General features: G+C 36.9%; 20 protein-coding genes. 4 read left to right on the forward strand and 16 right to left on the reverse strand.

Annotation, left to right across the window (positions count from 1 at the left end; genetic code table 11):
* Window positions 1-23 precede the first annotated feature (23 nt).
* The 10 genes from IPO27_07990 to IPO27_08035 form a co-directional block, all read right to left on the reverse strand.
* Complete coding sequence (locus IPO27_07990; protein MBK8846465.1) at window positions 24-911, reverse strand: hypothetical protein; 888 nt, start codon at window positions 909-911, stop codon at window positions 24-26.
* 430 nt (window positions 912-1,341) lie between these two features.
* Window positions 1,342-2,820: a T9SS type A sorting domain-containing protein gene (locus IPO27_07995; GenBank protein MBK8846466.1), complete on the reverse strand. Its 1,479-nt coding sequence runs from the start codon at window positions 2,818-2,820 to the stop codon at window positions 1,342-1,344.
* 41 nt (window positions 2,821-2,861) lie between these two features.
* The gene (locus tag IPO27_08000) at window positions 2,862-3,290 is read right to left on the reverse strand and encodes a hypothetical protein (protein MBK8846467.1); all 429 of its coding nucleotides are present in this window, start codon (window positions 3,288-3,290) and stop codon (window positions 2,862-2,864) included.
* Window positions 3,287-3,685: an endonuclease domain-containing protein gene (locus IPO27_08005; GenBank protein ID MBK8846468.1), complete on the reverse strand. Its 399-nt coding sequence runs from the start codon at window positions 3,683-3,685 to the stop codon at window positions 3,287-3,289. The genes IPO27_08000 and IPO27_08005 overlap by 4 nt, the downstream gene beginning before the upstream one ends.
* A gap of 84 nt (window positions 3,686-3,769) precedes the next feature.
* On the reverse strand, window positions 3,770-5,254 hold the full coding sequence (locus IPO27_08010; GenBank protein ID MBK8846469.1) for a T9SS type A sorting domain-containing protein: 1,485 nt from the start codon (window positions 5,252-5,254) through the stop codon (window positions 3,770-3,772).
* Between the two features lie 2 nt (window positions 5,255-5,256).
* Entirely contained in the window at window positions 5,257-5,721 is a 465-nt protein-coding gene (locus IPO27_08015) for a T9SS type A sorting domain-containing protein (protein ID MBK8846470.1), read from the reverse strand.
* Window positions 5,718-6,116 carry an endonuclease domain-containing protein gene (locus IPO27_08020; protein ID MBK8846471.1) on the reverse strand — a complete coding sequence of 133 codons (399 nt, stop codon included), beginning with the start codon at window positions 6,114-6,116 and terminating at the stop codon, window positions 5,718-5,720. Before IPO27_08020 ends, IPO27_08015 begins: the two co-directional genes overlap by 4 nt.
* Window positions 6,117-6,221: 105 nt before the next feature.
* Window positions 6,222-7,670, reverse strand: coding sequence for a hypothetical protein (locus IPO27_08025; GenBank protein ID MBK8846472.1), 1,449 nt, complete (start codon window positions 7,668-7,670; stop codon window positions 6,222-6,224).
* Window position 7,671: 1 nt separating this feature from the next.
* Window positions 7,672-12,681 (reverse strand): DUF11 domain-containing protein, encoded by a 5,010-nt coding sequence (locus IPO27_08030; protein ID MBK8846473.1) that lies wholly within the window; start codon window positions 12,679-12,681, stop codon window positions 7,672-7,674.
* Window positions 12,674-15,379 (reverse strand): hypothetical protein, encoded by a 2,706-nt coding sequence (locus IPO27_08035; GenBank protein MBK8846474.1) that lies wholly within the window; start codon window positions 15,377-15,379, stop codon window positions 12,674-12,676. Before IPO27_08035 ends, IPO27_08030 begins: the two co-directional genes overlap by 8 nt.
* Before the next feature lie 569 nt (window positions 15,380-15,948).
* Here IPO27_08035 and IPO27_08040 point away from each other — a divergent pair.
* Together IPO27_08040 and IPO27_08045 are read left to right on the forward strand one after the other, a co-directional pair.
* Window positions 15,949-16,125: a hypothetical protein gene (locus IPO27_08040; GenBank protein MBK8846475.1), complete on the forward strand. Its 177-nt coding sequence runs from the start codon at window positions 15,949-15,951 to the stop codon at window positions 16,123-16,125.
* 295 nt (window positions 16,126-16,420) lie between these two features.
* Window positions 16,421-16,612, forward strand: coding sequence for a T9SS type A sorting domain-containing protein (locus tag IPO27_08045; GenBank protein ID MBK8846476.1), 192 nt, complete (start codon window positions 16,421-16,423; stop codon window positions 16,610-16,612).
* A gap of 13 nt (window positions 16,613-16,625) precedes the next feature.
* Here the strand turns inward: IPO27_08045 and IPO27_08050 are convergent, their stop codons facing one another.
* The 6 genes from IPO27_08050 to IPO27_08075 form a co-directional block, all read right to left on the reverse strand.
* On the reverse strand, window positions 16,626-16,820 hold the full coding sequence (locus IPO27_08050) for a hypothetical protein (protein ID MBK8846477.1): 195 nt from the start codon (window positions 16,818-16,820) through the stop codon (window positions 16,626-16,628).
* A 227-nt stretch (window positions 16,821-17,047) separates the two neighbouring features.
* Window positions 17,048-17,911 carry a TonB family protein gene (locus IPO27_08055; GenBank protein ID MBK8846478.1) on the reverse strand — a complete coding sequence of 288 codons (864 nt, stop codon included), beginning with the start codon at window positions 17,909-17,911 and terminating at the stop codon, window positions 17,048-17,050.
* A 14-nt stretch (window positions 17,912-17,925) separates the two neighbouring features.
* Entirely contained in the window at window positions 17,926-18,576 is a 651-nt protein-coding gene (locus IPO27_08060; protein ID MBK8846479.1) for a biopolymer transporter ExbD, read from the reverse strand.
* 62 nt (window positions 18,577-18,638) lie between these two features.
* Window positions 18,639-19,235 (reverse strand): biopolymer transporter ExbD, encoded by a 597-nt coding sequence (locus IPO27_08065; protein MBK8846480.1) that lies wholly within the window; start codon window positions 19,233-19,235, stop codon window positions 18,639-18,641.
* Window positions 19,236-19,289: 54 nt separating this feature from the next.
* Window positions 19,290-20,114 (reverse strand): MotA/TolQ/ExbB proton channel family protein, encoded by an 825-nt coding sequence (locus IPO27_08070; GenBank protein ID MBK8846481.1) that lies wholly within the window; start codon window positions 20,112-20,114, stop codon window positions 19,290-19,292.
* 306 nt (window positions 20,115-20,420) lie between these two features.
* On the reverse strand, window positions 20,421-21,230 hold the full coding sequence (locus tag IPO27_08075; GenBank protein MBK8846482.1) for an SDR family oxidoreductase: 810 nt from the start codon (window positions 21,228-21,230) through the stop codon (window positions 20,421-20,423).
* Window positions 21,231-21,578: 348 nt separating this feature from the next.
* Here IPO27_08075 and IPO27_08080 point away from each other — a divergent pair, with 348 nt between their 5' ends.
* Together IPO27_08080 and IPO27_08085 are read left to right on the forward strand one after the other, a co-directional pair.
* Window positions 21,579-22,721 (forward strand): acyl-CoA dehydrogenase, encoded by a 1,143-nt coding sequence (locus IPO27_08080; GenBank protein MBK8846483.1) that lies wholly within the window; start codon window positions 21,579-21,581, stop codon window positions 22,719-22,721.
* A 39-nt stretch (window positions 22,722-22,760) separates the two neighbouring features.
* Complete coding sequence (locus IPO27_08085; GenBank protein ID MBK8846484.1) at window positions 22,761-23,558, forward strand: polysaccharide biosynthesis/export family protein; 798 nt, start codon at window positions 22,761-22,763, stop codon at window positions 23,556-23,558.
* The last annotated feature ends 25 nt before the right edge of the window (window positions 23,559-23,583 follow it).

The raw sequence follows: 23,583 nt of genomic DNA on the forward strand, positions 1-23,583 counted from the left end.
TTCGTTAAAAATATTTTGCTCCTCTAATAATAATGCAATATGATAAACACCAGTTGCATAATCTTGAGTTCCAAATTTGAATAATTGCGATTGTCCAATATTTTTTCTAAAATAATCTGACCGAATACATTTGTAATTCTAAGTACAACATTTTGGTTTGGTTTATTATTGAACAAAATAGTAGCTTCGTCACTTGCTGGATTTGGAAACAATTTTATTTTTTCAATTTTTTCAATTTTTAGTTTTCCTTTTCTTATTGGTATTCCAATTGCATTACAAGCACTCATATCATTATATTCTGCATTACATTCAATAATACTGTAGAGCGTTCGAGCTTTAAAAACTACATCGCCAAATGCTATTGGACATAAATTGGCAATCGTGTACAGTATTTGCTTTTGATAAGAATTAATATTGTAATTATGTCGGCCAACCGTACTCAGATAAATCTCATTGAATAGTTGTTCATAATCGGCAATATCATTACTGGAGGCTATGGCATCGTTATCAGTTTTTATTATGGCTGCATCTAATTCATCCGTTGCTTCCTCTTCCGTTTGCAAACTATCGCCTTCGGCCATTGTAATGTATAGTTTATTTTGCAACTGAACTATTAACTGAATAAGGCTATCGATTGCGGCAGTATCGGTCATGTTTGCATAGATAGCTTCCAGGCTTAAATTTACCACATCGTTGGTCTGTTTAATAGTGTCTCGCTTTTGGTCTAATTGCCAAATATCAGCACTGTCAGACATATTTAATTGGCTTTTATCATCTTCTACTGCTACTAAATCTGCCAGGTCAGTATTTAAATTACTTTGGTAACCCATCATCCACAAATTACTTAACCCCTGAGCCATGCTACTTTTTGCAACAAAAAGCAATAAAACTAAAAAGCAAGATTTTCTCATGGCTACTTCAGTTTTATAAGTTTACCATGGTAAAGCCCCCCGTTCCCGCAAGCACCCTCGCTTACAGCTCGTGAAATAGTTTTGCATTGTTCATTCATTTTATAACATAAATATTTTACTAAGCAAATATAAAATTTTGTTATTCACAACTGACATAGATGCAACCACAAGCGTAGTCGCATTCGGCACCAAAATACACCCCAAACCCCTTAAGGGGCTTACCTTTGCTACGCTGGGTTTCTCTTATTATTTAGTATTAGTTTTCAAATTTTATTCAATTAAAAAATCAAATAGTCACGAAAATCCAAGCCGAGAATAGGCAAGTCCCCCTAAAGGGGATTTAGGGGTGAATTGCCAATTGTCTGAACCACACATTAAGCTGATTGAACAGATTACACAAATTTTAAAACTTTCTCAACCTTCAAAACTTTCAAAACTTCACAACCCTACAACTCCCCTCACCACTCCGCCACCGCAACTTACAAAAATAAACCCCTGCACTAAGCGCACTAATATCCACCGTTTTATACTGGCTCCATTGGCTTACCCGCTCGGTACGTATACACTCACCGTTAACATCATATATCTCCAACACACCCACATCCTTATCCACCGGAAACCACAATGTAAATTTATCATGCGTAGGATTACCAAACACAGTAACTTTCTTAACCTTCCCACTTTCTAAACCTTCAAAACTCAAATTATTGCACAACCCATTTGCCCCCAAAAAATAATTAGGGTGGTTGGGAATAGTATTGAAATAAAACGAAGGCACCATTAACCCATGTTGTATAACATTGCAGGCAAGCCCGGGGCTATCTGGCTGGTCTATTATATGAAAATAGCGGGTACCGTTACCAGTAGTTATGTATATTTTGCCATCGGGCGCAAGTTGTGGGTAGCATAGGTAAGTGCCAAGGCCAGGTACACTATCATAAAACCCATCATATGTAGCAACTACCATTCTGTTGTTTAGTAAGTTGGCATCATTTGCATTGTACTGATATATCTCTGTAATATTGCCAACATACAATTGCTGTGAGTTTGGCGAAAATTCTACGCCTACATTGCCATATTGAATTGGTATGGTATCGTTACGCCAATTGCTTAACATGCCTGTGCAACGGTCAAAATCATATACATCAAGACCTGCGGTATTGTAATGAAAGTATGCATATCGTGTTCCGTCTGAGGAAAATTTTGCTTGACCAGCATCTGTTGCTCTAAAGGATCCTATTGATTGTTCACTTATTGAATCTGCTCCATATGGCGTTACCAATATTTTATAAAACTTATTACTATTCATACGGTGAGCGACTACCCACCAATCTCTACCATTGCCATGTTTACATGCGGTTATTTTGCCAACATTTAATGTGTCACTTATTATCGCAACATTTTTCGTAATTACTTTCCCCAATCCATTATTTAAATCCATATCAATAGTTGTTATTCTTAAGTGATACGCAATACTGCTGTTTGGATTGGGATAATTATCGACTGAAGAGTGAAATAAATAATAAATATTACTCAATGGTTTTCGGATTATCAAAGCACCCTGCGGTATCAAAAACCCATCAGGCACAAAGTTGGCGTAAGCACCGGGGTTTATGCCACCGCCATTATCCATTGTATCGTCTGTAGCATCGGCAATGTAGTACCCATTTGTATAAAACAACATATTGCCTGCGCTATCGCTTATATTGGCATGGGTGTGTGCAAAATTCATATCAATGCTATCATAGGAAACTGTAGGAAATCCAGCAAAAAAATTCATACGATTTTGACCAAAGGGTTTACCCCAAATTGAATAATATCCTGATAGCCAATTATTGCTGATACCTTGTTGTGCAACGCCAAAACTGCATGCAAATAGCATAACAATTATTAATGCCTGCGTTTTCATGCTTAGTGTATTATTACTAATTTACCTGTTTCGATAATGCTTTAGTCACATTTTATTTGGTAGGTATAAATACCGATACGCCAATGCTTTCGTACTAAATGTAAATGGCACCTTGGTTTGTCCAATAAATTATACAATGCAATTGGTTGCCCTAATTTATTGATGAGCTCAAAATTGGCTGCACATTCTATACCAGCGTTTACAACAACCGTTACACTCTCGTTGGCAGGATTGGGATATACGACTGCCGTTGGTTTTATTATTTCCGTTTTAGGTAATTGCCTCAATGTAATACCAACACTGTTGCATATATCGCGGTCGTTATATGCCAGTGTATCGTTAATAGCCTGCAACATAGCCCGTGCTTTAAACACTGCCGTGCCGCCTGCAAGTGGGCATTGCATTGCAATAGAATACGCCCCAAACCCCTTAAGGGGCTTTCCTATGCAGCGATGCGTGTTTCTTATCATTTTAATTTCTTTTTCAATTGTTGAATTGTGTTTTCAATTTCATTTAATGCATCAGTTATTCTATCTAAAATAATATCGTTGGTAAATCGGATTTCAAATATACCTTTTTCAATTAGAAATTTGGTGCGCTCACAATCATATTCTTTTTGTTTTTCATCCTGATGTATTTCGCCATCCAGCTCGATGCTCAACTTTATTTGGTGACAATAAAAATCTAAAATAAAATTACCCAATGGATGTTGTCGTCTAAATTTTAAACCTTGCATTTGTTTGTCTGAAAGGTATGACCATAAAATTGATTCTGCCTTGGTTGGTTCTTTTCGCATTTGCGCTGCAAATACAAATTGAATTGGCTTTGCTGTAGAATGTAAATTTTCAAAATGCTCATTATTCATAAGAATCTGTTTTTAAACTAAAATAAAAAGCCTGTGCGGATGCAAGCCCCTTAAGGGGTTTGGGGTGTATTTTGGCTTACATGACTACTCCAACCTCACCACTTTCACACTCCCCTCACCACTTGGCCACCTCATCTTACAAAAATAAACCCCCGCACTTAAATTAGATATATCCACAGTCTTATACTGGCTCCATTGTGCTACATACTCCCTACGTATACACTCACCGTTAACATCATATATCTCCAACACACCCACATCCTTATCAACCGGAAACCACAATGTAAAATTATCCCGTGTAGGATTACCAAACACAGTAACTTTCTTAACCTTCCCACTTTCTAAACTTTCATAACTTAAATTATTGCACAACCCATTTGCACCAAGAAAATAATTAGGGTGGTTGGGAATGGTATTGAAATAAAACGAAGGTACCATCAATCCATGCTGTATTACATTGCAGGCTAGCCCGGGGCTATCTGGCTGGTCTAATATATGAAAATAGCGGGTACCGTTACCAGTAGTTATGTATATTTTACCATCGGGGGCAAGTTGTGGGTAGCATAAGTAAGTGCCAAGACCGGGAAAGCTATCATAAAAATTATCATAAGTGGCCACTACAATTTTATTGGTTTGTAAGTTAGTATCATTTGCATTGTACTGATATATCTCTGTAATATTGCCAACATACAATTGCTGTGAGTTTGGCGAAAATTCTACACCTACATTACCATATTGAATTGGTATAGTATCGTTACGCCAATTGCTTAACATGCCTGTGCAACGGTCGAAATCGAAGACATCTAAGCCGGTATTATAAAAAAAATATGCGAATTTATTGCCATCTGGCGAAAATTTTGCTTGGCCTGCATCATCAGGCCTTATTGAACCAATGTTTTGAATAAAAGGACCGGTAAAACCATAAGGAGTGAGTAAAAATTTAAAAAATCTATTTGTATTTACTCTATGAATAACTATCCACCAATCTCTGCCATTGCCATGTTTGCATGCGGCAATTTTACCAACATTCATGCTGTCATTAATCAAAATGTAGTTTTTACTAATTACAGAACCTAAACCTCCATTTAGATTCATATCTATTGTTGTTACATAAAACTTGAAAGAAGTACTATTGTTTGGAATAATTGGATATGCATCTGCAGTATTATGAAACATATAATAAATGCTATTGCTACCTGGATTTTGCAATATCAATGCTGCTTGCGGTATCAAAAACCCATCAGGCACAAAATTGGCGTAAGCACCGGGGTTTATGCCACCACCATTGTCCATGGTATCGTCTGTAGCATCAGCTATGTAATATCCATTGGTATAAAACAACATATTACCTGCACTATCGCTTATATTGGCATGGGTGTGCCTGAAATTCATATCAATGCTATCAAAAGCAACAGCAGGGATGCCAGTAAAAAAATTTATACGGTTTTGGCCTTGTGGCTTACCCCATTGCGCATAATAACCACTTATCCAATTATTGCTGATGCCTTGTTGTGCAACGCCAAAACTGCATGCAAATAGCATAACAATTATTAATGCCTGCTTTTTCATGCTTAGTGTATTATTACTAATTTACCGGTTTCAATAATGCTCAAATCGCATTTTATTTGGTAGGTATAAATACCTGCCGTCAGTGCGTTTGTACTAAAAGTAAAGGGCATTGGTTTATCCGCTAAGTTAAACAATGCAATCGGCTGCCCTAATTTATTTGTGAGCTCAAAAATAACTGCACAATCTGTACCAGCGTTTACAACAACCGTTACACTCTCATTGGCAGGGTTTGGGAATACGCTTGCCGTTGGTTTTGCAATTTCTGTTTTATTGAGTTGCCGTAATGTAATGCCAACACTGTTGCATATATCGCGGTCGTTATAGATAGTGGTATCATTTATGGCCTGCAACATGGCACGGGCTTTAAACACCGCTGTGCCGCCTGCAAGCGGGCATTGCATTGCAATAGAATACGCCCCAAACCCCTTAAGGGGCTTACCTATACTGCGATGGGTATTTCTTATCATTTTAATTTCTTTTTCAATTGTTGAATTGTGTTTTCAATTTCATTTAATGCATCAGTTATTCTATCTAAAATAATATCGTTGGTAAATCGGATTTCAAATATACCTTTTTCAATTAGAAATTTGGTGCGCTCACAATCATATTCTTTTTGTTTTTCATCCTGATGTATTTCGCCATCCAGCTCGATGCTCAACTTTATTTGGTGACAATAAAAATCTAAAATAAAATTACCCAATGGATGTTGTCGTCTAAATTTTAAACCTTGCATTTGTTTGTCTGAAAGGTATGACCATAAAATTGATTCTGCCTTGGTTGGTTCTTTTCGCATTTGCGCTGCAAATACAAATTGAATTGGCTTTGCTGTAGAATGTAAATTTTCAAAATGCTCATTATTCATAAGAATCTGTTTTTAAACTAAAATAAAAAGCCTGTGCGGATGCAAGCCCCTTAAGGGGTTTGGGGGTGTATTTTGGCTTACATGACTACTCCAACCTCACCACTTTCACACTCCCCTCACCACTTGGCCCCCCGCACTTAAATTAGATATATCCACAGTCTTATACTGGCTCCATTGTGCTACATACTCCCTACGTATACACTCACCGTTAACATCATATATCTCCAACCAACCCACATCCTTATCAGGCGGAAACCAAAGTGTAAAATTATCCCGTGTAGGATTATTGAACACCGTAACTTTCTTAACCTTCCCACTTTCTAAACTTTCATAACTCAAATTATTACACCCCCCATTAGCCCCCAAGAAATAATTGGGGTGGTTAGGCGGAGACGAAATAGAAAATGCAGGAAGTTGCAAACCATGATGTATTACGTTGCAAGCAAGACCGGGACTATCTGGTTGGTCAATTATGTGCATGTGCAATGTACTGTTACCTGTACTTACATATATTTTCCCATCAGGAGCAATGCCCATAAAGCTAAAGAGGGTGGCAAAAGGCGGATTTGGGGAATAAAAGCTATCCCACTCCGCAACTTTTACCATTGTATTTTTAATATTGGCTTGCGTTATATCAAATTGAAATATAGATAATAAATTTGATATATATAAGTATTGTGAATTTGGTGAAAATTCTATGCCTCTTGCACTTCCTAATGAATCGTAAACTTCAAAATACCTATCATTGCTAAACACTCCGTCACATCTATCAAAATCGATAACTGCAACATTAAATTTATAAAGCGAATCTCCCAACATTGTGTATGCAAACTTGCCACCGTCAGGTGAAAATGTGCTTTGCCCGATAAATCTTGTATGGCTATTTCCAACCGAAATCGCAGTAGGTGGACTTATGCCCCATGGTCCAAGTAATGATAAATAGATGATATTTGTATTTTTACCCAAAAAAGCAATCCACCAATCTCGCCCATTCCCATGCTTGCATGCGGACAAATTTCCAAGGACAAAATTGCCCGTTTGTAAAATATTGTTTTTGGAAATTATTGCGCCAAGCCCATTATTTGCATTCATATCAATAATGCTGTACTTTATAAAATAAGATTCACTGAATACCGGTGGATTATCAGTTGAGGTATGTATTAAATAATATATTGCGGTATCATTTGGTTTTGGTAAAATTATACACGATTTAGGAATCCATAAACCAAGTGAATCATTATCTACTGGTGGGCTAATACCACCTCCATCGACAATTGTATCGTCATTTGCCCCAGCTATCCATATACCATTGGTGTATAATTTTATATTGCCAAGGCTATCGCTGATGGTGGCTACTCCTCTGTCAAAATTCATGGGAATGTATTTGTACTGAACATTAGGTGCCCCGTTTATGAAATCTATTTCAATGCCTCCAAAAGGCAGTCCACCCCAACTTGCATATCCACTCAACCAAATATTGGATAATCCTTGTGATTTAACATTGATACTAATTATACAGCATAGCAATAACAAAAAGCACTTAAACTTTCTCATGTTACTTACGAATAATTATTAGGTTTTCGTTAAAAATATTTTGCTCCTCTAATAATAATGCAATATGATAAACACCAGTTGCATAATCTTGAGTTCCAAATTTGAATAATTGCGATTGTCCAATATTTTTTTCTAAAATAATCTGACCGAATACATTTGTAATTCTAAGTACAACATTTTGGTTTGGTTTATTATTGAACAAAATAGTAGCTTCGTCACTTGCTGGATTTGGAAACAATTTTATTTTTTCAATTTTTTCAATTTTTAGTTTTCCTTTTCTTATTGGTATTCCAATTGCATTACAAGCACTCATATCATTATATTCTGCATTACATTCAATAATACTGTAGAGCGTTCGAGCTTTAAAAACTACATCGCCAAATGCTATTGGACATAAATTGGCAATCGTGTACAGTATTTGCTTTTGATAAGAATTAATATTGTAATTATGTCGGCCAACCGTACTCAGATAAATCTCATTGAATAGTTGTTCATAATCGGCAATATCATTACTGGAGGCTATGGCATCGTTATCAGTTTTTATTATGGCTGCATCTAATTCATCCGTTGCTTCCTCTTCCGTTTGTAAACTATCGCCTTCGGCCATTGTAATGTATAGTTTATTTTGCAACTGAACTATTAACTGAATAAGGCTATCGATTGCGGCAGTATCGGTCATGTTTGCATAGATAGCTTCCAGGCTTAAATTTACCACATCGTTGGTCTGTTTAATAGTGTCTCGCTTTTGGTCTAATTGCCAAATATCAGCACTGTCAGACATATTTAATTGGCTTTTATCATCTTCTACTGCTACTAAATCTGCCAGGTCAGTATTTAAATTACTTTGGTAAAATGCTTCCATCAAACTATCATTACGTAAGATATCATTTTCAGTTAATTTGGCAAAAAGTTTTTTGCTTAAAAGCCAAAGGCTTTCGGTTGTATATGCTCCATTTTCAAATTCACCTGTTGCAACATCATCATCAAGTGCAGTGCGGCAATTGCTGCAATCGTCCGGGTAATGACTGCAATAGCTCATATTGCCGGTACCGCATGTCCAATTTGTTCCTGGAAAATCTTGAAACCAATTAGTAGGGGATTGAACCAAAGGTAAGCAATTATTAGAATTGTCAACAATTGTTTTTGGATATGTTTGTTGACCTGCAAAATACTCATTCCAAGCATCCAAAGTATTGCTAAGAAAACGGTTACCATCATTATAATCATTAATTATTTTTGCACTACCGGTTTGCAAGCCAAATCGTAATCCGTTTTTATTATTTGCAAAGTCATTTCCTTTTACTGATAATCCTGCTATGGGGCTTTGTACCAATAAGCCATTCTCCACACTGCTAAGATTATTGCATCCTACTGTGTGTGCATCGCCATTTATCATTTTTACTGCTGCGGGTATGCCTGTACCTGTAGTACCTGCCCCTGTTACAATATTGCAGCTTACATTGTTTGTACGGCTGCCATCTATAGCTATGCCGTAGGTGTTTATGGTGGCATCGGTCATGGTAATCTCGTTCTTGGCTATTTCGGCACCGTAGTTGGCATTGCTCAATATACCTATACGTGCATTGGTGGCTCCGGCTTTAAAAAATATATTGTTTTTGCGTATGTGTACATTTTTGTTGGGCAGCCCTGCTTCTTTTAGTACTATGCCTATGGCTGTTGAGTTGCTATTCCCACCAAAAGTAACAACGTTTTGGTTTACTATTAATGAGTTGCATCCATCGTTTATATACAGTTGTATACCGTCCATGTCTGATGTCACATCATTTAATCGTATCCGCATATCCTTACCCTTGCCTGCAGTAACCCTAAATCCCGTTCGCATATTGACCATTTTATTGTGCTGTGCTTCAATATTGATTCGGTCGGCAAATAAGCCATAGTTGCAATTGTCGAAGGTGGTGATGGTGTTGCCTAATCCATTTAAATGTACAAAATTATTGCTGCGGCCCCCAAATGCATATACGGCACTGCCATTATATACTACATCAAATATTCCTTTAGTGTGGTCTGCATATTCGGTATTATTTGGTTTTATATCAAAAAACCGATTGTCGCGCAACTCGAGGTTGCTGTTATAACCAATAATGCCGTTGCTTAGTTTGTTGAACACATTATTTACGCAATTATTAATATTGGCTCTGTAGGCTAATATGCCAGCTAGGGGCTTTGCCATTGCCACAGGAGTTTGCTGCTGATAATTTACCGTTAGTGGAGCACTACCATCAAAGATGCAATGATCAATAAAATATACTGATGTATTTATTTGGTCAACTGCTGCATTGGCAGGTATGGGTATATATAAACTCACATAATTACGGTCGAAGGTACTGTTGGTAAGCGATACAAAGCAATAATCTTCAATGTTAATTGCATACTGCGCATCGTTCACTTCAGAATGGTCAATAGAGAGGAAACTACCATTTAGCGTTTTGCTATACAACAAATGTATGCCCTTCCACATTTTGTAACAGGCAGTTATTTTTGTGGGTTTATTATTGGCGGCATTTTTTCCTATTATAAGTGCCTTGCCGGGCTTTACAATTATTTCGGCAGCATGTCCCATTTTAATGTCTTTGCCCTGTATGTAAAAGTAATTTGAAGCCGGGTCAATTACAAGTTTCCCATTTATTTTCATATCGGTATTGTTGGCAATACCAGAAGCAATGGCCGCGTTAGAAACATAGTTTATTGACGAGCTGTTAACGCCTATTGTGAAAGGCTGAATAGCTGCGTAGCAATCCAGCGGTACGGTTACCAAAGCATTGTCTTGTATGCCATTCGAAAGTTGAGCAACGTTATCATGATTACCGCTTTGTGTAAAGTACCCAGTTAGCGTGTATATCAACGGAGATGAGCCGTACTGCAAATTAATATTGTTCACAGGAAAAGGATTTGGCGATGTAGGTGAAAAATTTGGCGGCAAATTATCAGTAAGATCTACATTAGTTGCATTAGCACCATTATATCCTGTAACGGTAACTGTATATGTTATTATTTCACCAATTTCTGCGGTAGGGGCACTTATGTCTTTTTGTATGGAGTAGCAATCGGTGCAATGGCTGGGGTCAGACGAATTTATGTCTATAGGCGGTATGGTTGCTGATACATTATATACTGATTGGCAAAATAAAGTAAACCCTAATGTAATAAAAGGCGGTTTTAAAGGGTTTAAAGATGTACACCCAATACTGTATTCATAACTAACTTCTAAACAAGCGTTTTTTTTCAGGCTTCCATCCGCTGCCAGCAAATTATTGGTGTTTAAAAAATTTATAAAATCTCCCATATTGGCTATGGCGTTATTTATTACTGGCAAAGTTACTGAATTACCAACACAGTCACTTACTATACAAGATGTAATATTAAAAACGCCTTGCGGCACATTTGTAAAATCAAAAATAAGATTTGTGGGAAATAATATTCCATCATCTGTTAAATTATAAAATCGCACAGTAGCAATATTTTGTTCACTACAAAGCGTAAATGTTTGGCTTATAGTTGTAATATTAGTAAATACATTTGGTTTTATGCTTTGTACGTAACAAGTACTTTCAGCAGCGTCATCACAAACTATACTTGAATTGGCTGTGCAGGTCCATCTTGCTGCAAATTTAAGTTGCAAGGTATTTGGAAAACAATTAAAATAATTGGCCTGTATGGTGCCTGTGACCTCATCAAGGGTCTCTAGTCCATGTAATAGACTATTGGCATCGTGCAAATCAAAAACTATTACATTGCCATTTACCGCACAGGGTTGATAGGGCCATGTGCTACCATTAAGTTGCAAGTTGCTTATTGCAAAATTATTAAAGTATGGCAACATATTAGGAGGTAAATCAATGTAGATATAAGGTGCTGTTGATGGGCCGCTATTCGTAATTTTAAAAGTCCACTGCACTTGATTTGAATTAGCTATGGTAACAACATCAAAAACATTGAGTAATAGCGAAGGAGCCTTTGCTATCCACCGATCCTCAGGGTAAAGTGCTATTGTTTGGCTTGGCATGGCTTGAATGGTTGTACAAGTACTATTGGTATTATTATCAATAAAAGTACAACTCAAATCAACTGCACTATAAATATGTGTTGGGTTAACAGGAGTACAGCTGTTTTGATTAAAATTCGCAAAATATACTATTGTACTCCTTTGATCGAAATGGGCAGGTGTTGTACCAACGGTATAAGTCTCATCTGCTACCTTTATTTTATCGAAAAATTGGTTGGTGCCATTATTATTACCTCGTTCAATTTTTAATATTGGAGGGGCATTCACAAATGAAGCTGGAATCAATTGCGAATAATTTCCATTAAAATCCCAAGTTGCCATTCTTGGTGCCAACGATCCTGATGTTATTAATCCATAAGCTGGTGATAAATTTGAATGACTCCAATCATCCACTGAAAAAACTGAAGGCCTTACTTCGAAAGCGAAACAATCATCTGCAGGATTAGCAATTGAACTCGTAACTTTGGTTGATAAATCTGCACTACAGTTAGAAGCATTATTATGATATTCGGCTTCGGTATTTACGGCTGTCGAAGCAAAATAGAATTTGCAACCATAAACCTCGCACTTGAATTTGAAACCTTGCGCCAAAGTAGCATTACAAGCACAAGATGTAAGTGGTAATGGTGTATTTATACAATTACATAAGTTACAACCAAAGCACCATCCTAAGCCTGTTACATCTGCAATAGTTCCGGGCATTTCTGGATACTTACTTTTATTAAATGCATTTGCAAACGTTATTTTATCTCCAATTAGATATGCATCATTGGTTATTACAGATTGTGATAGTGCATTACTAAAACTTGCATCGGTCGTTATATTGCCGCATACTTTGTACCTTAACACGAGCCTATACCTCTGTTCTGTATCAAAATTGAACGTATTTTGTGAAACGTTGTTTATCCAATTATTGGATGAACTTGCAAAGAAGTAGTTTGCGTTTTGGTTCAATTTAGCATTCTTAATATCTTCATCATGCATTGTGAAAAAATAATTTCCATTTTGATCCGCTTTCAAGAATTTGATAGGGAATGTTGAGCGATAAATTTTGAAAGTCGTTAATATGCATTTCGAAAATGGTTGTTTTATCACTATAAGATTCAAAATTAGGGCAATCAATACAGTTGCCCGCACCATTTTCATCAACATAAAAATCCAAACCTGTAACAATCAAATTCATATTAGATTGGTCTGCTAATGGTATCTCCCTTAACACTTGAATCCAGTCTAAAAACTCTCCATGTGCAGTCATAGCAGCATAATTGTAACCCCCATATCCCACATTCCCATCTTGAAAATATAAAATAGTATGATCTTCTATCTCATCTCCATGCGTTGCTATCTCATGTGACATTTGATCATATTCGTTATATAAAGATTTGCCATCTGCAATGGTAGGCTTATATTGAATTAATTGGTTTGCATCAGTAAAACCATTATCGTTAGCATCCTGATAGCCTAAAGACTTTCGCCTCATATAATAACTATCAGTAATTAAACCAGGCGCATAGCAACCTGGACAGTTCACAGTAATATGGTCTGCATATTTGTTCAAAGGAATCCAACAAATGCTTGGCGAATTATAATTAAGTTCATCAATGATGATAGGACTTACGGTACAATTATGCATAATACTGAATTCTAAATCATAATCGCCAGAATTAGTGGCTTGTGAAGTAAGTAAACTGCAACATGCAAACAACTTAAAATTAAAATTACTACTCTCAATAAAGGTGAACGGATTCACATTTCCTATCAGAGCAAATAAATCTTCCATCTTATAAAAAAAATAATAGTCATGCTTTTTCCCACATTCATAATCTACCACTGGCAGAATAAAATCAGGCGCCCAATCAACAGCACCATGAAACACGGGTGTAAAGTCAATTCCAAGCGTGTTCAGATTATTTTGTTCATCAATTTGTAATCCAGATTGGCAAGATATTTTTACTCTTATATATGCATCCTTTAACCCACTATTTTCATAGTCCGGTATTTGTCCAGTTAGTTTTCCTTCATAACCGAATGCTTGTAAATCGTATTGGTCATTTAGTCCATTATCTCCTATCAAATCATTAATGTTTATTTTATTATTAATTACGATAGGTGGGTTAAGTATTGTTGCTACATCTATTTCATTTGAAGCATACACAATAACATCCATTACCGTTGGAGTAAAAGGCGCTACCATATCTAAATCAGGCGGTTTATTATTAAAATTTTGATGCGTACTTATTCCACCATTATTATACAATGAATTTGACTTTGGCGTGGTTACTTTGATGTTATTGTTACAAATATCCTTTCCGGTAATTTGCAGGCTGAATTGATTAAAATTTTTAGGTTTATTAAAGAGATTTCCAAACAAAATAAAATCACTGGTACAACATTTCTTTGTTTTAAATTCTACGGTCAAGGTTGTACTTGGTTTAAAATCTTCGATCGAGAGTACAAAACCGGATATTGGACTGACTACTTGCGCGGTACAAGCTGGAACTTGTCCGGCATAAACAGTTGGGATATTGCTAATAATATTTGCGCCTGTACCTGCTGTGGTTACCGTTACTGTATTCCAATCTAAAATAACGAGGTTATTATTTGCAATTCCATTTTCATTTAGCTGTAGTTTCATATTTTTTACAGTAGCATTGTTTGCTAAGTTGCGAATTTCATACTTCCAAAGTACTTCGTCATCAATTTCTGCGCAGCTAACATCGTATGGCATTTGATAAATTGGCGCATTTGTTCCGGCATTTGCATCAAGTGGTTCCATTCGTTCATATTCAATAGTACATTTTTTATTTGAAATATTGATATAATTAACAACTTTCTCAGCTTCGCCACAAGCATTGCAATCAGTGGACAAGGCTGCATCTCCACATCTATATTTGAGAATTGCTTGTATATCCTGTGTCCCGCCAGGTGGGCAGCTTGTCATAGTAATATCAATTGAAACTGTAAGTGGATTTGTGCCATTTTGTAGTTGAAATGTTTCACCTATAATTGGATTAGTTAAGGTGGTTAAATTTCCATTGATATAAATTTTATTAATCGTAAATGGCAATACGCCAGCCGATACCAATTCCCAATCAAACGTCAAATCGCTTATTGATGTGGAAGCAGGACTTTTATCGAAATTATATATGAACGTAAACGATGTGTTTTCTAAATATCCAAGGGTGTTAACAATATTGTTGTTTGGGTCAGCAGCGACAACAATAGAATTAATATTTGCATCTACATCAACCGATAAATTTCCGAATGTCAAATTACAATTCAATGTAGGACTGGCGTAATTCAAGAGGCTGAAATATCCATTCAGTGAGCAATTTAATTTCAGGTTGAAAGATAAGCTGTAAGTACCAGCAGTGGTAAATTCTAAATCATAGATATTGTAATTAGACTGATTTTGTTGAAATGTAACGCCAGAGACATTTGTCATGTCAAATAAAAATGGTGAACTGCTAATTTGTGTGATTGATCCAAAACAACTTGGGTATTCATTCGCATTAACAGGAACTACAATTCCTCCATCCATTACACTAAGGGTTATTGTTACTTTATCACTTGCTTGCATATTAGGAAAACTTATTTCATAACTGCTTCCTGCATTATCGCAGATACTTATATCTGAAGGCGCATTTGTAAAAGTAATACCTTGTCCAATTGCATTATTCAAATTAAACATCAAAATGCACAACAGACTTAATGCAAGGTATAAAATAGTATTACTCAGAATTTTTGCGATGCCGTATTTCGCTTCTATTCTGTCGTTACTTACTCTAATCTGAGCGCATTGAGCAGAGGGGGGGGGGGGGGCAGGCAGGCAGCGCAATTAACATTATTTCCCACTTGTGAAAATAATGCCGCAGAATTTAATAATGTTTCAGGCTTTTTCATTTTAAGAAGTATTAAATTGTTAGACTACAATATAATTAGAAAATAAATTTTCAATAAGGGATACTTTGCAAATACTCTTTGGCTGCGGATGGTAAACTATTTTCTCAATCTGATATACGTATTGCTTGTCTATATACTTTTGTGATGCAGTCAACGATTGCTGAACTCGTTATTTTCTCCACAATTATAAACATTAATTTGAAATGGCAATAAGGTTGTTTAAAATATTTGGATTTGTTTAAGAGTATATAAATTGGAATCATCATAAGCATCCCCCTTAGGGCAATGATATGACGATACTAAAATGGAGGAGGTGCAAGTAATGATATGCAACCCAATCAACACTATTTGCGAAATAGAATCTACCTTCCGATGCCTTATATAGGCCTTGACCGGCATCCCATATATCACAAGCGCGATGTTAGTTCCATTGCACACCTGCATGTGGGATTGCTTGCATACTTGATGGTAAAGACAATACGCCATCAACTCAAAAAACAAAACATCAACAATAGTTGGCAGTAGATTGTAAGAATAGCAAATACCAAAAAAATGATTACCACCTCAAGCCAACATACTTTTGAATAAATCATACTTGTGCATAAAGGTTCTGAACCAAATGAGATCCTCAAAAAAATATACGTTGCCCTCAGACTAAAACCAAAGCCCTTCTGCAAACAAAAATCTGTAGTACACAAACCGCCTCCCAAAAAAAAATGAAACTTCCATTTTGCAACTTCCTATGGGTTAGGGCCTGCAATGTGATTTAAAATGCACATATATTTCCGCTTTACAAAAACTTGTACAAATTGCAAGTGGCTTGCGAGGCAAGGATGTAACGGTGTCTATATACGATGGTCGAGGGCAGCTTCGTTTCCATAAGTGCAACGAACAGGTTATCAACGGCTATGCAACTGCGAATTTTGATTGTAGCAGTTGGAGCGATGCATTGTATATAGCAATTTTGAAAACTGAAAGCGAAGTATTAAACGCAAAGTTTATAAAGCAATAACTTATAGTTCTTTTCACACATTCCTTTTCATCATCTGCATAGCGCGTATAGCTCTAAAAATGCCATACACAATAATAAACCCTCCAAACAGGTATTTATAAAGAGGTTTGATGATTAACTGTGTATCAATAAAAATTAAATACAAACCAACCAAAACGTACAATACACTAAAGCCTATGGCCGAGTAGTAAAAATATTTTTTATTCATTAATAATTAGTTTAAAGTTTAATCCCGATAGACATCGGGAAAAGTTCTAGTGAGTTCTCAGTTTGATGTTTGAGGTTACTTAGTTCTTGATATAGTTCTCAATTGTGCTTCATAAATATTCTCATTTCAGCATACAGTTCTCCGACATTTGCTCTCCGCGCTTCAACTTAAAAAAAATCCCGCAACAGATATTCAGTCACGGGATTCATTTTATTTAAAATGTGTGTTTATTTTAACACACAGCGCACCGGCAAATTATATTGAACCGATACTTCTTTTCCATTTTGCTTACCGGGTTTCCATTTTGGCATTGACTTAACTACACGAATTGCTTCCTTTTCTAAATTAGGTCCTCCATTAACACCACGCAATACTTTAATATCACTTACTTCTCCTGACGGCCTCACAACAAAGGTAAGATATACCGTACCTGTAATATTGTTTTCACGTTCCATTGCAGGATACCTGAAGTTAGAACTTATATATTTAATAAGTGCCTCTTCACCACCAGGAAATCCTGGCATTTGTTCAACAATGGTAAATATCTGTGGAGTCTCGTCTATTACTTTAACTTCATCAACCAAGCTATTATCAACACCTGTTGGATCACCTTCTTCGGTTTTTTTACCTACATCTACATCTTTTAGTTCTTCTACCGTTGGTGGTGGTTCTTCTTTTACTTCCTCATCTTTTACAATTTCGGGAGCCACAAACTTCACCGTTGATTTTAAAGGTGGAGGTGGTGGTGCCTCCGGAGGAGGAGGAGGAGGCTCTGTTTTATCTATTGGTGGAGGTGCTTCAAGCGTGGTTACTTCAACTATCTTATCTTTGCTTTCTGTAAGTTTGCTGAATATAGTTGCAATTAATGGTGCACTCAACCCAACTCCCAGAGCAATAACAGAAACAGCCACTCCGGTCATTACATTCTTATTGGCAATCTTACGCAGTTCATAAGCACCATAAGCTTTGTTTTTATCATCGAAAACAATGTTGGTCCATTTACTGTCGTATAAGGATATTTTGGAAGTAAGCCAATCAATGGCAATAAAGGCTACTACTACTAAAACAACTATTATTAAGGCTATTGACATATGTTATTCAATTTTTAGTTTGTGGTAGGAAGCGTTCCTGATAATAATTGTAAGTCCTGAGGTGTAATGTCAACCACTGCGTAGCGGCCAACATTGCAAATACTCATTTCATCTAAAATGTCAATCAGGTTTTTATACTTAGATTCATCTTTTGCTTTGATTACACAAATAAGCCCATCTTTATAAGCCTTAATGCGCGCAATGTTCTTTTTGGCTGCATCCTTATCAGGAGTTTGTGTGTTAAATTGCTTATTTACAATCATCGATTTATAAATGTTTACCGAGTCAACAAGTGGATTGCGTTTTGTAGATTCGGTTAGGAGTACTTTGCGAATTCCTGCAGCGCTAAAATTAGTGCTATCAACTACCGGATTATTAATTCCGAAGTAATAGTATATTCTATCTTTTTCGCCTAGTATAATCGTCATTGTTTGCGATTCTTTGAATTTGGTTTTTTCTTCATCCGGAACGTCCTCTTTCAATGGCATATTTATTTCCATTGTTTTAGGCTTGTTCATAGTGGTAGTTAACATAAAGAAAGTTATCAAAAGAAAACCCAAATCCACCATTGGGGTGAAATCAATTAATATGGTTTTCTTCTTGGGTTTGGCTTTGCTTTCCCCTTTCTTATGACCACCGCCACCGCTATCATCTAATTGTGCCATTCAGATTACTTTTTGTTGATGTTGGTTAAATTAATTTTCCATAAAAAATTCTAAAAAAAATTTTACTCACCTGATTCAAGGTTGGTAATAAAATTAAAGCGGTTTACTTTCCGTTCTTGCAAGGTGTCCATTATCCTTTTTATTACCGGATAATTTGTTTCGCGATCACCTTTAATTGCTATACGTACATCAGGATTAGAAAGGCGGCCTTGCCATATCCAATCGCGCAATTCATTTTTTGTGCTGTCACAAGGGATCCCTGTTTGCTTAAATCGAGGACGCTCCTCGACCTTTAAAGCCAAAAACGCAGGAAGCTGCGCTATGGGCATTCCAAAACTTGAAAGATTTGAAAACGTAGCTTTTTGTGCCGGGGTAAATGCAACCCCATATTGCTCACTCATTTTTTCGAGCATTTTAATACGTGCTTGTTGCCCGTCCATGGTAAAAAACACCTGTCCTTTTGCATCTACCGAAACCTGCATAATATCAGCCTCCGGAAGTATTATTTCTGAAACAGACGAAGGTGTATCTACCGTAAAAGGCTCATCGGGCTTAAACTTGGTAGTTAACATAAAGAATGTCAACAGCAAGAAAGCCACATCCGTCATTGCCGTCATGTCAATGTGGATGTTTTTTCGTCCTGTTCTTGATTTTCCCATTCTTTTACTTTTTTATTGAATAGATAAATTATTCATCCGTTTCCACAAATACAATTATTTGTGGCTTTGAGAAAAGGTGTTCACAATGCTGAAACCTGCTTCATCTATACTAAAAGTAAGCGAATCTATTTTGGTAGTAAAATAGTTATAGGCAATAATAGCCAACGCTGAGGTACCAATACCAAAAGCGGTATTAATCAAGGCCTCAGATATACCATTCGAAAGTGCGATAGAGTCAGGGGAGCCTGCTTGTGCCAAGGCCCTAAAGGCCTTAATCATCCCGATTACCGTTCCTAAAAGTGCGACAAGTGTGCCGATAGAGGCGATGGTTGAAATAATAACCAGGTTGCGTTGCAACATCGGTAGTTCCATTTCGGTAGCTTCTTCTACGCTCTTTTGTATGGCAACTATTTTTTGTTCCTTATCCATGTTTGGTTCTGTTTCTACCTCACGATATTTTTTCATCGCACTTCTGACAACATTGCCAAGCGAACCTTTTTGACGATCGCATTCCTGCACTACGCCATCAAGATTATTGGTGTTTAACATGCTACGAACTTTGGCAAGAAATGTATGTGACGAAACATTACCCATTGCCTTGTTGATTGTAAGAAAACGTTCAACAGAAAATGTAAAAACTAATATTAAGAGGCACAACAATAAGGGAACAATTACTCCCCCTTTGTAAAGTAATCCAAATATACTGCCTATGCCTGTTGCTACAGGGTGATTGGCGTTGTTGTTGTCTTCAAAATTGGCAGGATTGCCTAGTACAAAGACATAGATAATGATGGAAACAACTAACGCGATTACAATTGCTAAAGAGGCAAACATGCCGCCTCCACTTGATTCTTGCTTTTGCTGAACTGGTTTATTCATAACTGAAATTTATGTTTTATTTAGTTTATAGTTTTTTTTGATTTAATTAATTCTTTCGTTTTTAGTTTCCGATTCTGAAACTCGTTTTAAATTTTTTTCTATTGATATTTGATAATTTTAATTCAAAAGATTTTTTTTGAGAGGCGGCAAATATAGTTTTATTGTTTAAAGAAAATATTATTCAATTTATTTCTGCAGAAAATTTAGAAAATTGTTGCGATGTCAAACATGATAAAATAACTCACTTCTTGCATTAAAAATTTTGTTAACCAATCTATTTTTACATGCAATTGACAGTTTACTGCACTACATAAACTTTTCCATTACCTCATGACTAACCCCTGTATAGCTGAAACCGCCATCGTGAAAAAGGTTTTGCATGGTAACCATTTTGGTAAGATCGCTAAACATGACTACACAATAATCAGCACACGACTCGGCACTGGCATTACCAAGTGGCGAAATAGCCTCGGCATAATTATAAAAGGCATCAAAGCCTTTAACTCCGCTGCCAGCAGTGGTCTTGGTAGGAGATTGCGATATGGTATTAACACGTATTCTGTTAGCTTTGCCCAAGTGGTAACCGAAACTACGTGCTATGCTTTCAAGCAACGATTTAGCATCGGCCATCTCATTATAATCGGGAAAAACCCGCTGTGCTGCAATGTAGGTAAGAGCAATAACACTAGCTTCGGGTGACAGCGCATCTAACTTTAGTGCAGTTTGCAAAACTCGATGGAGCGACATGGCACTTATGTCCATTGTCTTGTGCATGTACTCGTAATCGAGGTCGTTATAACTTTTGCCTTTACGAACATTTAAACTCATACCTACACTGTGTAGAACAAAGTCGATTTTGCCACCAAGTTTTTCTTGAGATTGTTTAAAGAGGTTTTCAAGGTCAGGCAGTGACGTTACGTCTGCGCCAATTACCTCGGCACCGGTTTTTTCGGCAAGTTCCTTAATGGTGCCCATGCGTAAGGCAACAGGGGCATTGGTGAGGGTAAATTTTGCTCCCTCTGCATGCGCTTTAAGGGCTACTTTCCAAGCAATACTGTTGCTATCTAATGCTCCGAAAATTATTCCCCTTTTGCCGCTAAGCAAATTGTGTGACATCTTTTATTATTTAGCTTGATTAATTAAAAGGATGGGCAAAGATAGAATCGCAATTGGAATATGCAAAAAGGTGACGAGCCATTTAGTGTGCACTTTTAATCGTGTTGACCATTGAGCAATCTATCGAGTTCATGTATTCAACATTCACTAACGCGAATTGGCGCAATTGCGCCAATCATCATTTTCAAAAACGAAAACATAATCTTTATGGATCTGTGTAATGTTTAAGTAATTGTAAAGGTTCTACGTTTGACTAAAATATAAGTTTTTCACCTATTGTCATCGAATAAAATAAAATTACTTTTGCGCTTCAAATTCACCTATAATTAAATCTAATCTTTTCAGCGTATGAACTTTCAGTTGACCGAAGAACACGAAATGATTCGTCAGGCAGCACGCGACTTTGCCCAAAACGAATTGCTTCCCGGAGTAATAGAGCGCGATGAACATCAAAAATTTCCTGCTGAACAAATCAAAAAACTTGGGGAGCTCGGTTTTTTAGGAATGATGGTAAGCCCGGAGTACGGTGGAGGTGGTATGGATACTATCTCGTATGTGCTGGCAATGGAAGAAATTAGCAAGGTGGATGCAAGTGCCTCAGTTGTTATGTCTGTAAACAATTCATTGGTATGTTGGGGCCTCGAAACATTTGGTAACGAAGAACAAAAACGCAAATACCTTGTGCCGCTGGCCAAGGGAGAAAAAATTGGAGCCTTTTGCCTTTCGGAACCGGAAGCGGGTAGCGATGCTACCTCGCAGCGCACCACTGCCATTGATATGGGAGATCATTACCTTCTTAATGGTACTAAAAATTGGATAACAAACGGAAGTACTGCATCAACTTATTTGGTTATTGCACAAACCGATGTTGCCAAAGGCCATAAGGGAATTAATGCCTTGATAATAGAACGCGATATGCCTGGTTTTACGGTAGGGCTAAAAGAAAATAAATTAGGAATTCGCGGCAGCGATACGCATTCATTAATGTTTACCGATGTAAAAGTTCCTAAAGAAAACAGAATAGGGGAGGACGGTTTTGGTTTTAAGTTTGCCATGAAAACGTTAGGTGGAGGTCGAATAGGAATTGCATCGCAGGCGTTAGGTATTGCTTCAGGTGCATTTGAACTAGCTACAAAATATTCAAAAGAGCGTAAAGCTTTTGGTAAAGAAATATGTAATCATCAAGCTATACAATTCAAGCTTGCCGATATGGCCACGCAAATAGAAGCTGCACGAGCATTATGTTTAAAGGCTGCATGGCTCAAAGATCAGGGTCAGGAATACACCATTGCCGGTAGCATGGCCAAACTGTTTGCTTCTAAAGTAGCCATGGATACTACCATAGAAGCGGTGCAAGTGCATGGCGGCTATGGGTTTGTTAAAGAGTTCCATGTGGAGCGACTCATGCGCGATGCCAAAATTACCCAGATATATGAAGGTACGAGCGAAGTACAGAAAATTGTAATTGGCCGTGCAGTGGTTGGCAAATAGTTAGTATATCAATTCTGTTCTATCTAAACTTATAATAAATTGAAAAATTATTTCCGACAATTTTGCTACGTCCTGGTGGTGATATGCGTTTTAAGTGCATGCCAGTCGCAAAAGAAGATTGTTTACTTTCAGGATAAATCGGGAAGCTCATCTCCCTCAGAAGGCAATCCCATGCAGTCACCCGGCAATACGGGCGAATTTTTGCTCAAAGTTTACAAGCAAGACTTTATTACGGTACAGTTTTTTATTGATAACCCTGAAGCGGTACCAGGCATCAGCAGTACCATGGATCAACGTATGACAGATACTCGTACTTTTTATGAACGCAGTTTTATTGTTGACAATAATGGAATGTTAGAATTACCCCTTGTTGGTAGGATTAAAGTAGATGGACTTACCTTAAATGAATGCAAGGAAGCAATCATAAAAGAATACAAAGAGTACATTACCAATCCGGTAATTGTAATAAAAAAATTGAGCTTTCGTATAACTGTGTTAGGTGAAGTAAACAAGCCCGGCCAATATTATATTCCAAACGAATCGGTTACTATTAGCGAAGCGCTTGGCATTGCAGGTGACCTTACGCAGTTTGGCAGTCGAACCGATATCAAGATTTTTCGCAAAGCAAATGGCAAGTTCGAAGAAATTATATTAGACCTCACCAATAAAGATTTTTTAAACACGCCTCTCAATTATCTAAATCAGGATGATGTATTATACATTCGTCCGTTGCGCAGACGTGCTGCTGCAAATGCACAACCTATAATTCAAATAATAAGCACAGCAGTTTCTTCCGCTATTTTGGTTGCTACTTTTTTTGCTATACGTACCAACTAAATTTTTTTATCAACTCAAAACAGCT

Source organism: Bacteroidota bacterium, assembly GCA_016714535.1.
Classification (GTDB): Bacteria; Bacteroidota; Bacteroidia; order AKYH767-A; family OLB10; genus JADKFV01.

Bases quoted from the DNA above. Each gene is read 5' to 3' on its own strand.
- IPO27_07995 (MBK8846466.1), bottom strand. From the start codon at position 2,820: ATGAAAACGCAGGCATTAATAATTGTTATGCTATTTGCATGCAGTTTT.
- IPO27_08080 (MBK8846483.1), top strand. From the start codon at position 21,579: ATGAACTTTCAGTTGACCGAAGAACACGAAATGATTCGTCAGGCAGCA.
- IPO27_08070 (MBK8846481.1), bottom strand. From the start codon at position 20,114: ATGAATAAACCAGTTCAGCAAAAGCAAGAATCAAGTGGAGGCGGCATG.
- IPO27_08065 (MBK8846480.1), bottom strand. From the start codon at position 19,235: ATGGGAAAATCAAGAACAGGACGAAAAAACATCCACATTGACATGACG.
- IPO27_08055 (MBK8846478.1), bottom strand. From the start codon at position 17,911: ATGTCAATAGCCTTAATAATAGTTGTTTTAGTAGTAGTAGCCTTTATT.
- IPO27_08005 (MBK8846468.1), bottom strand. From the start codon at position 3,685: ATGAATAATGAGCATTTTGAAAATTTACATTCTACAGCAAAGCCAATT.
- IPO27_08060 (MBK8846479.1), bottom strand. From the start codon at position 18,576: ATGGCACAATTAGATGATAGCGGTGGCGGTGGTCATAAGAAAGGGGAA.
- IPO27_08050 (MBK8846477.1), bottom strand. From the start codon at position 16,820: ATGAATAAAAAATATTTTTACTACTCGGCCATAGGCTTTAGTGTATTG.
- IPO27_07990 (MBK8846465.1), bottom strand. From the start codon at position 911: ATGAGAAAATCTTGCTTTTTAGTTTTATTGCTTTTTGTTGCAAAAAGT.
- IPO27_08015 (MBK8846470.1), bottom strand. From the start codon at position 5,721: ATGATAAGAAATACCCATCGCAGTATAGGTAAGCCCCTTAAGGGGTTT.
- IPO27_08020 (MBK8846471.1), bottom strand. From the start codon at position 6,116: ATGAATAATGAGCATTTTGAAAATTTACATTCTACAGCAAAGCCAATT.
- IPO27_08000 (MBK8846467.1), bottom strand. From the start codon at position 3,290: ATGATAAGAAACACGCATCGCTGCATAGGAAAGCCCCTTAAGGGGTTT.
- IPO27_08030 (MBK8846473.1), bottom strand. From the start codon at position 12,681: ATGCATGATGAAGATATTAAGAATGCTAAATTGAACCAAAACGCAAAC.
- IPO27_08075 (MBK8846482.1), bottom strand. From the start codon at position 21,230: ATGTCACACAATTTGCTTAGCGGCAAAAGGGGAATAATTTTCGGAGCA.
- IPO27_08010 (MBK8846469.1), bottom strand. From the start codon at position 5,254: ATGAAAAAGCAGGCATTAATAATTGTTATGCTATTTGCATGCAGTTTT.
- IPO27_08025 (MBK8846472.1), bottom strand. From the start codon at position 7,670: ATGAGAAAGTTTAAGTGCTTTTTGTTATTGCTATGCTGTATAATTAGT.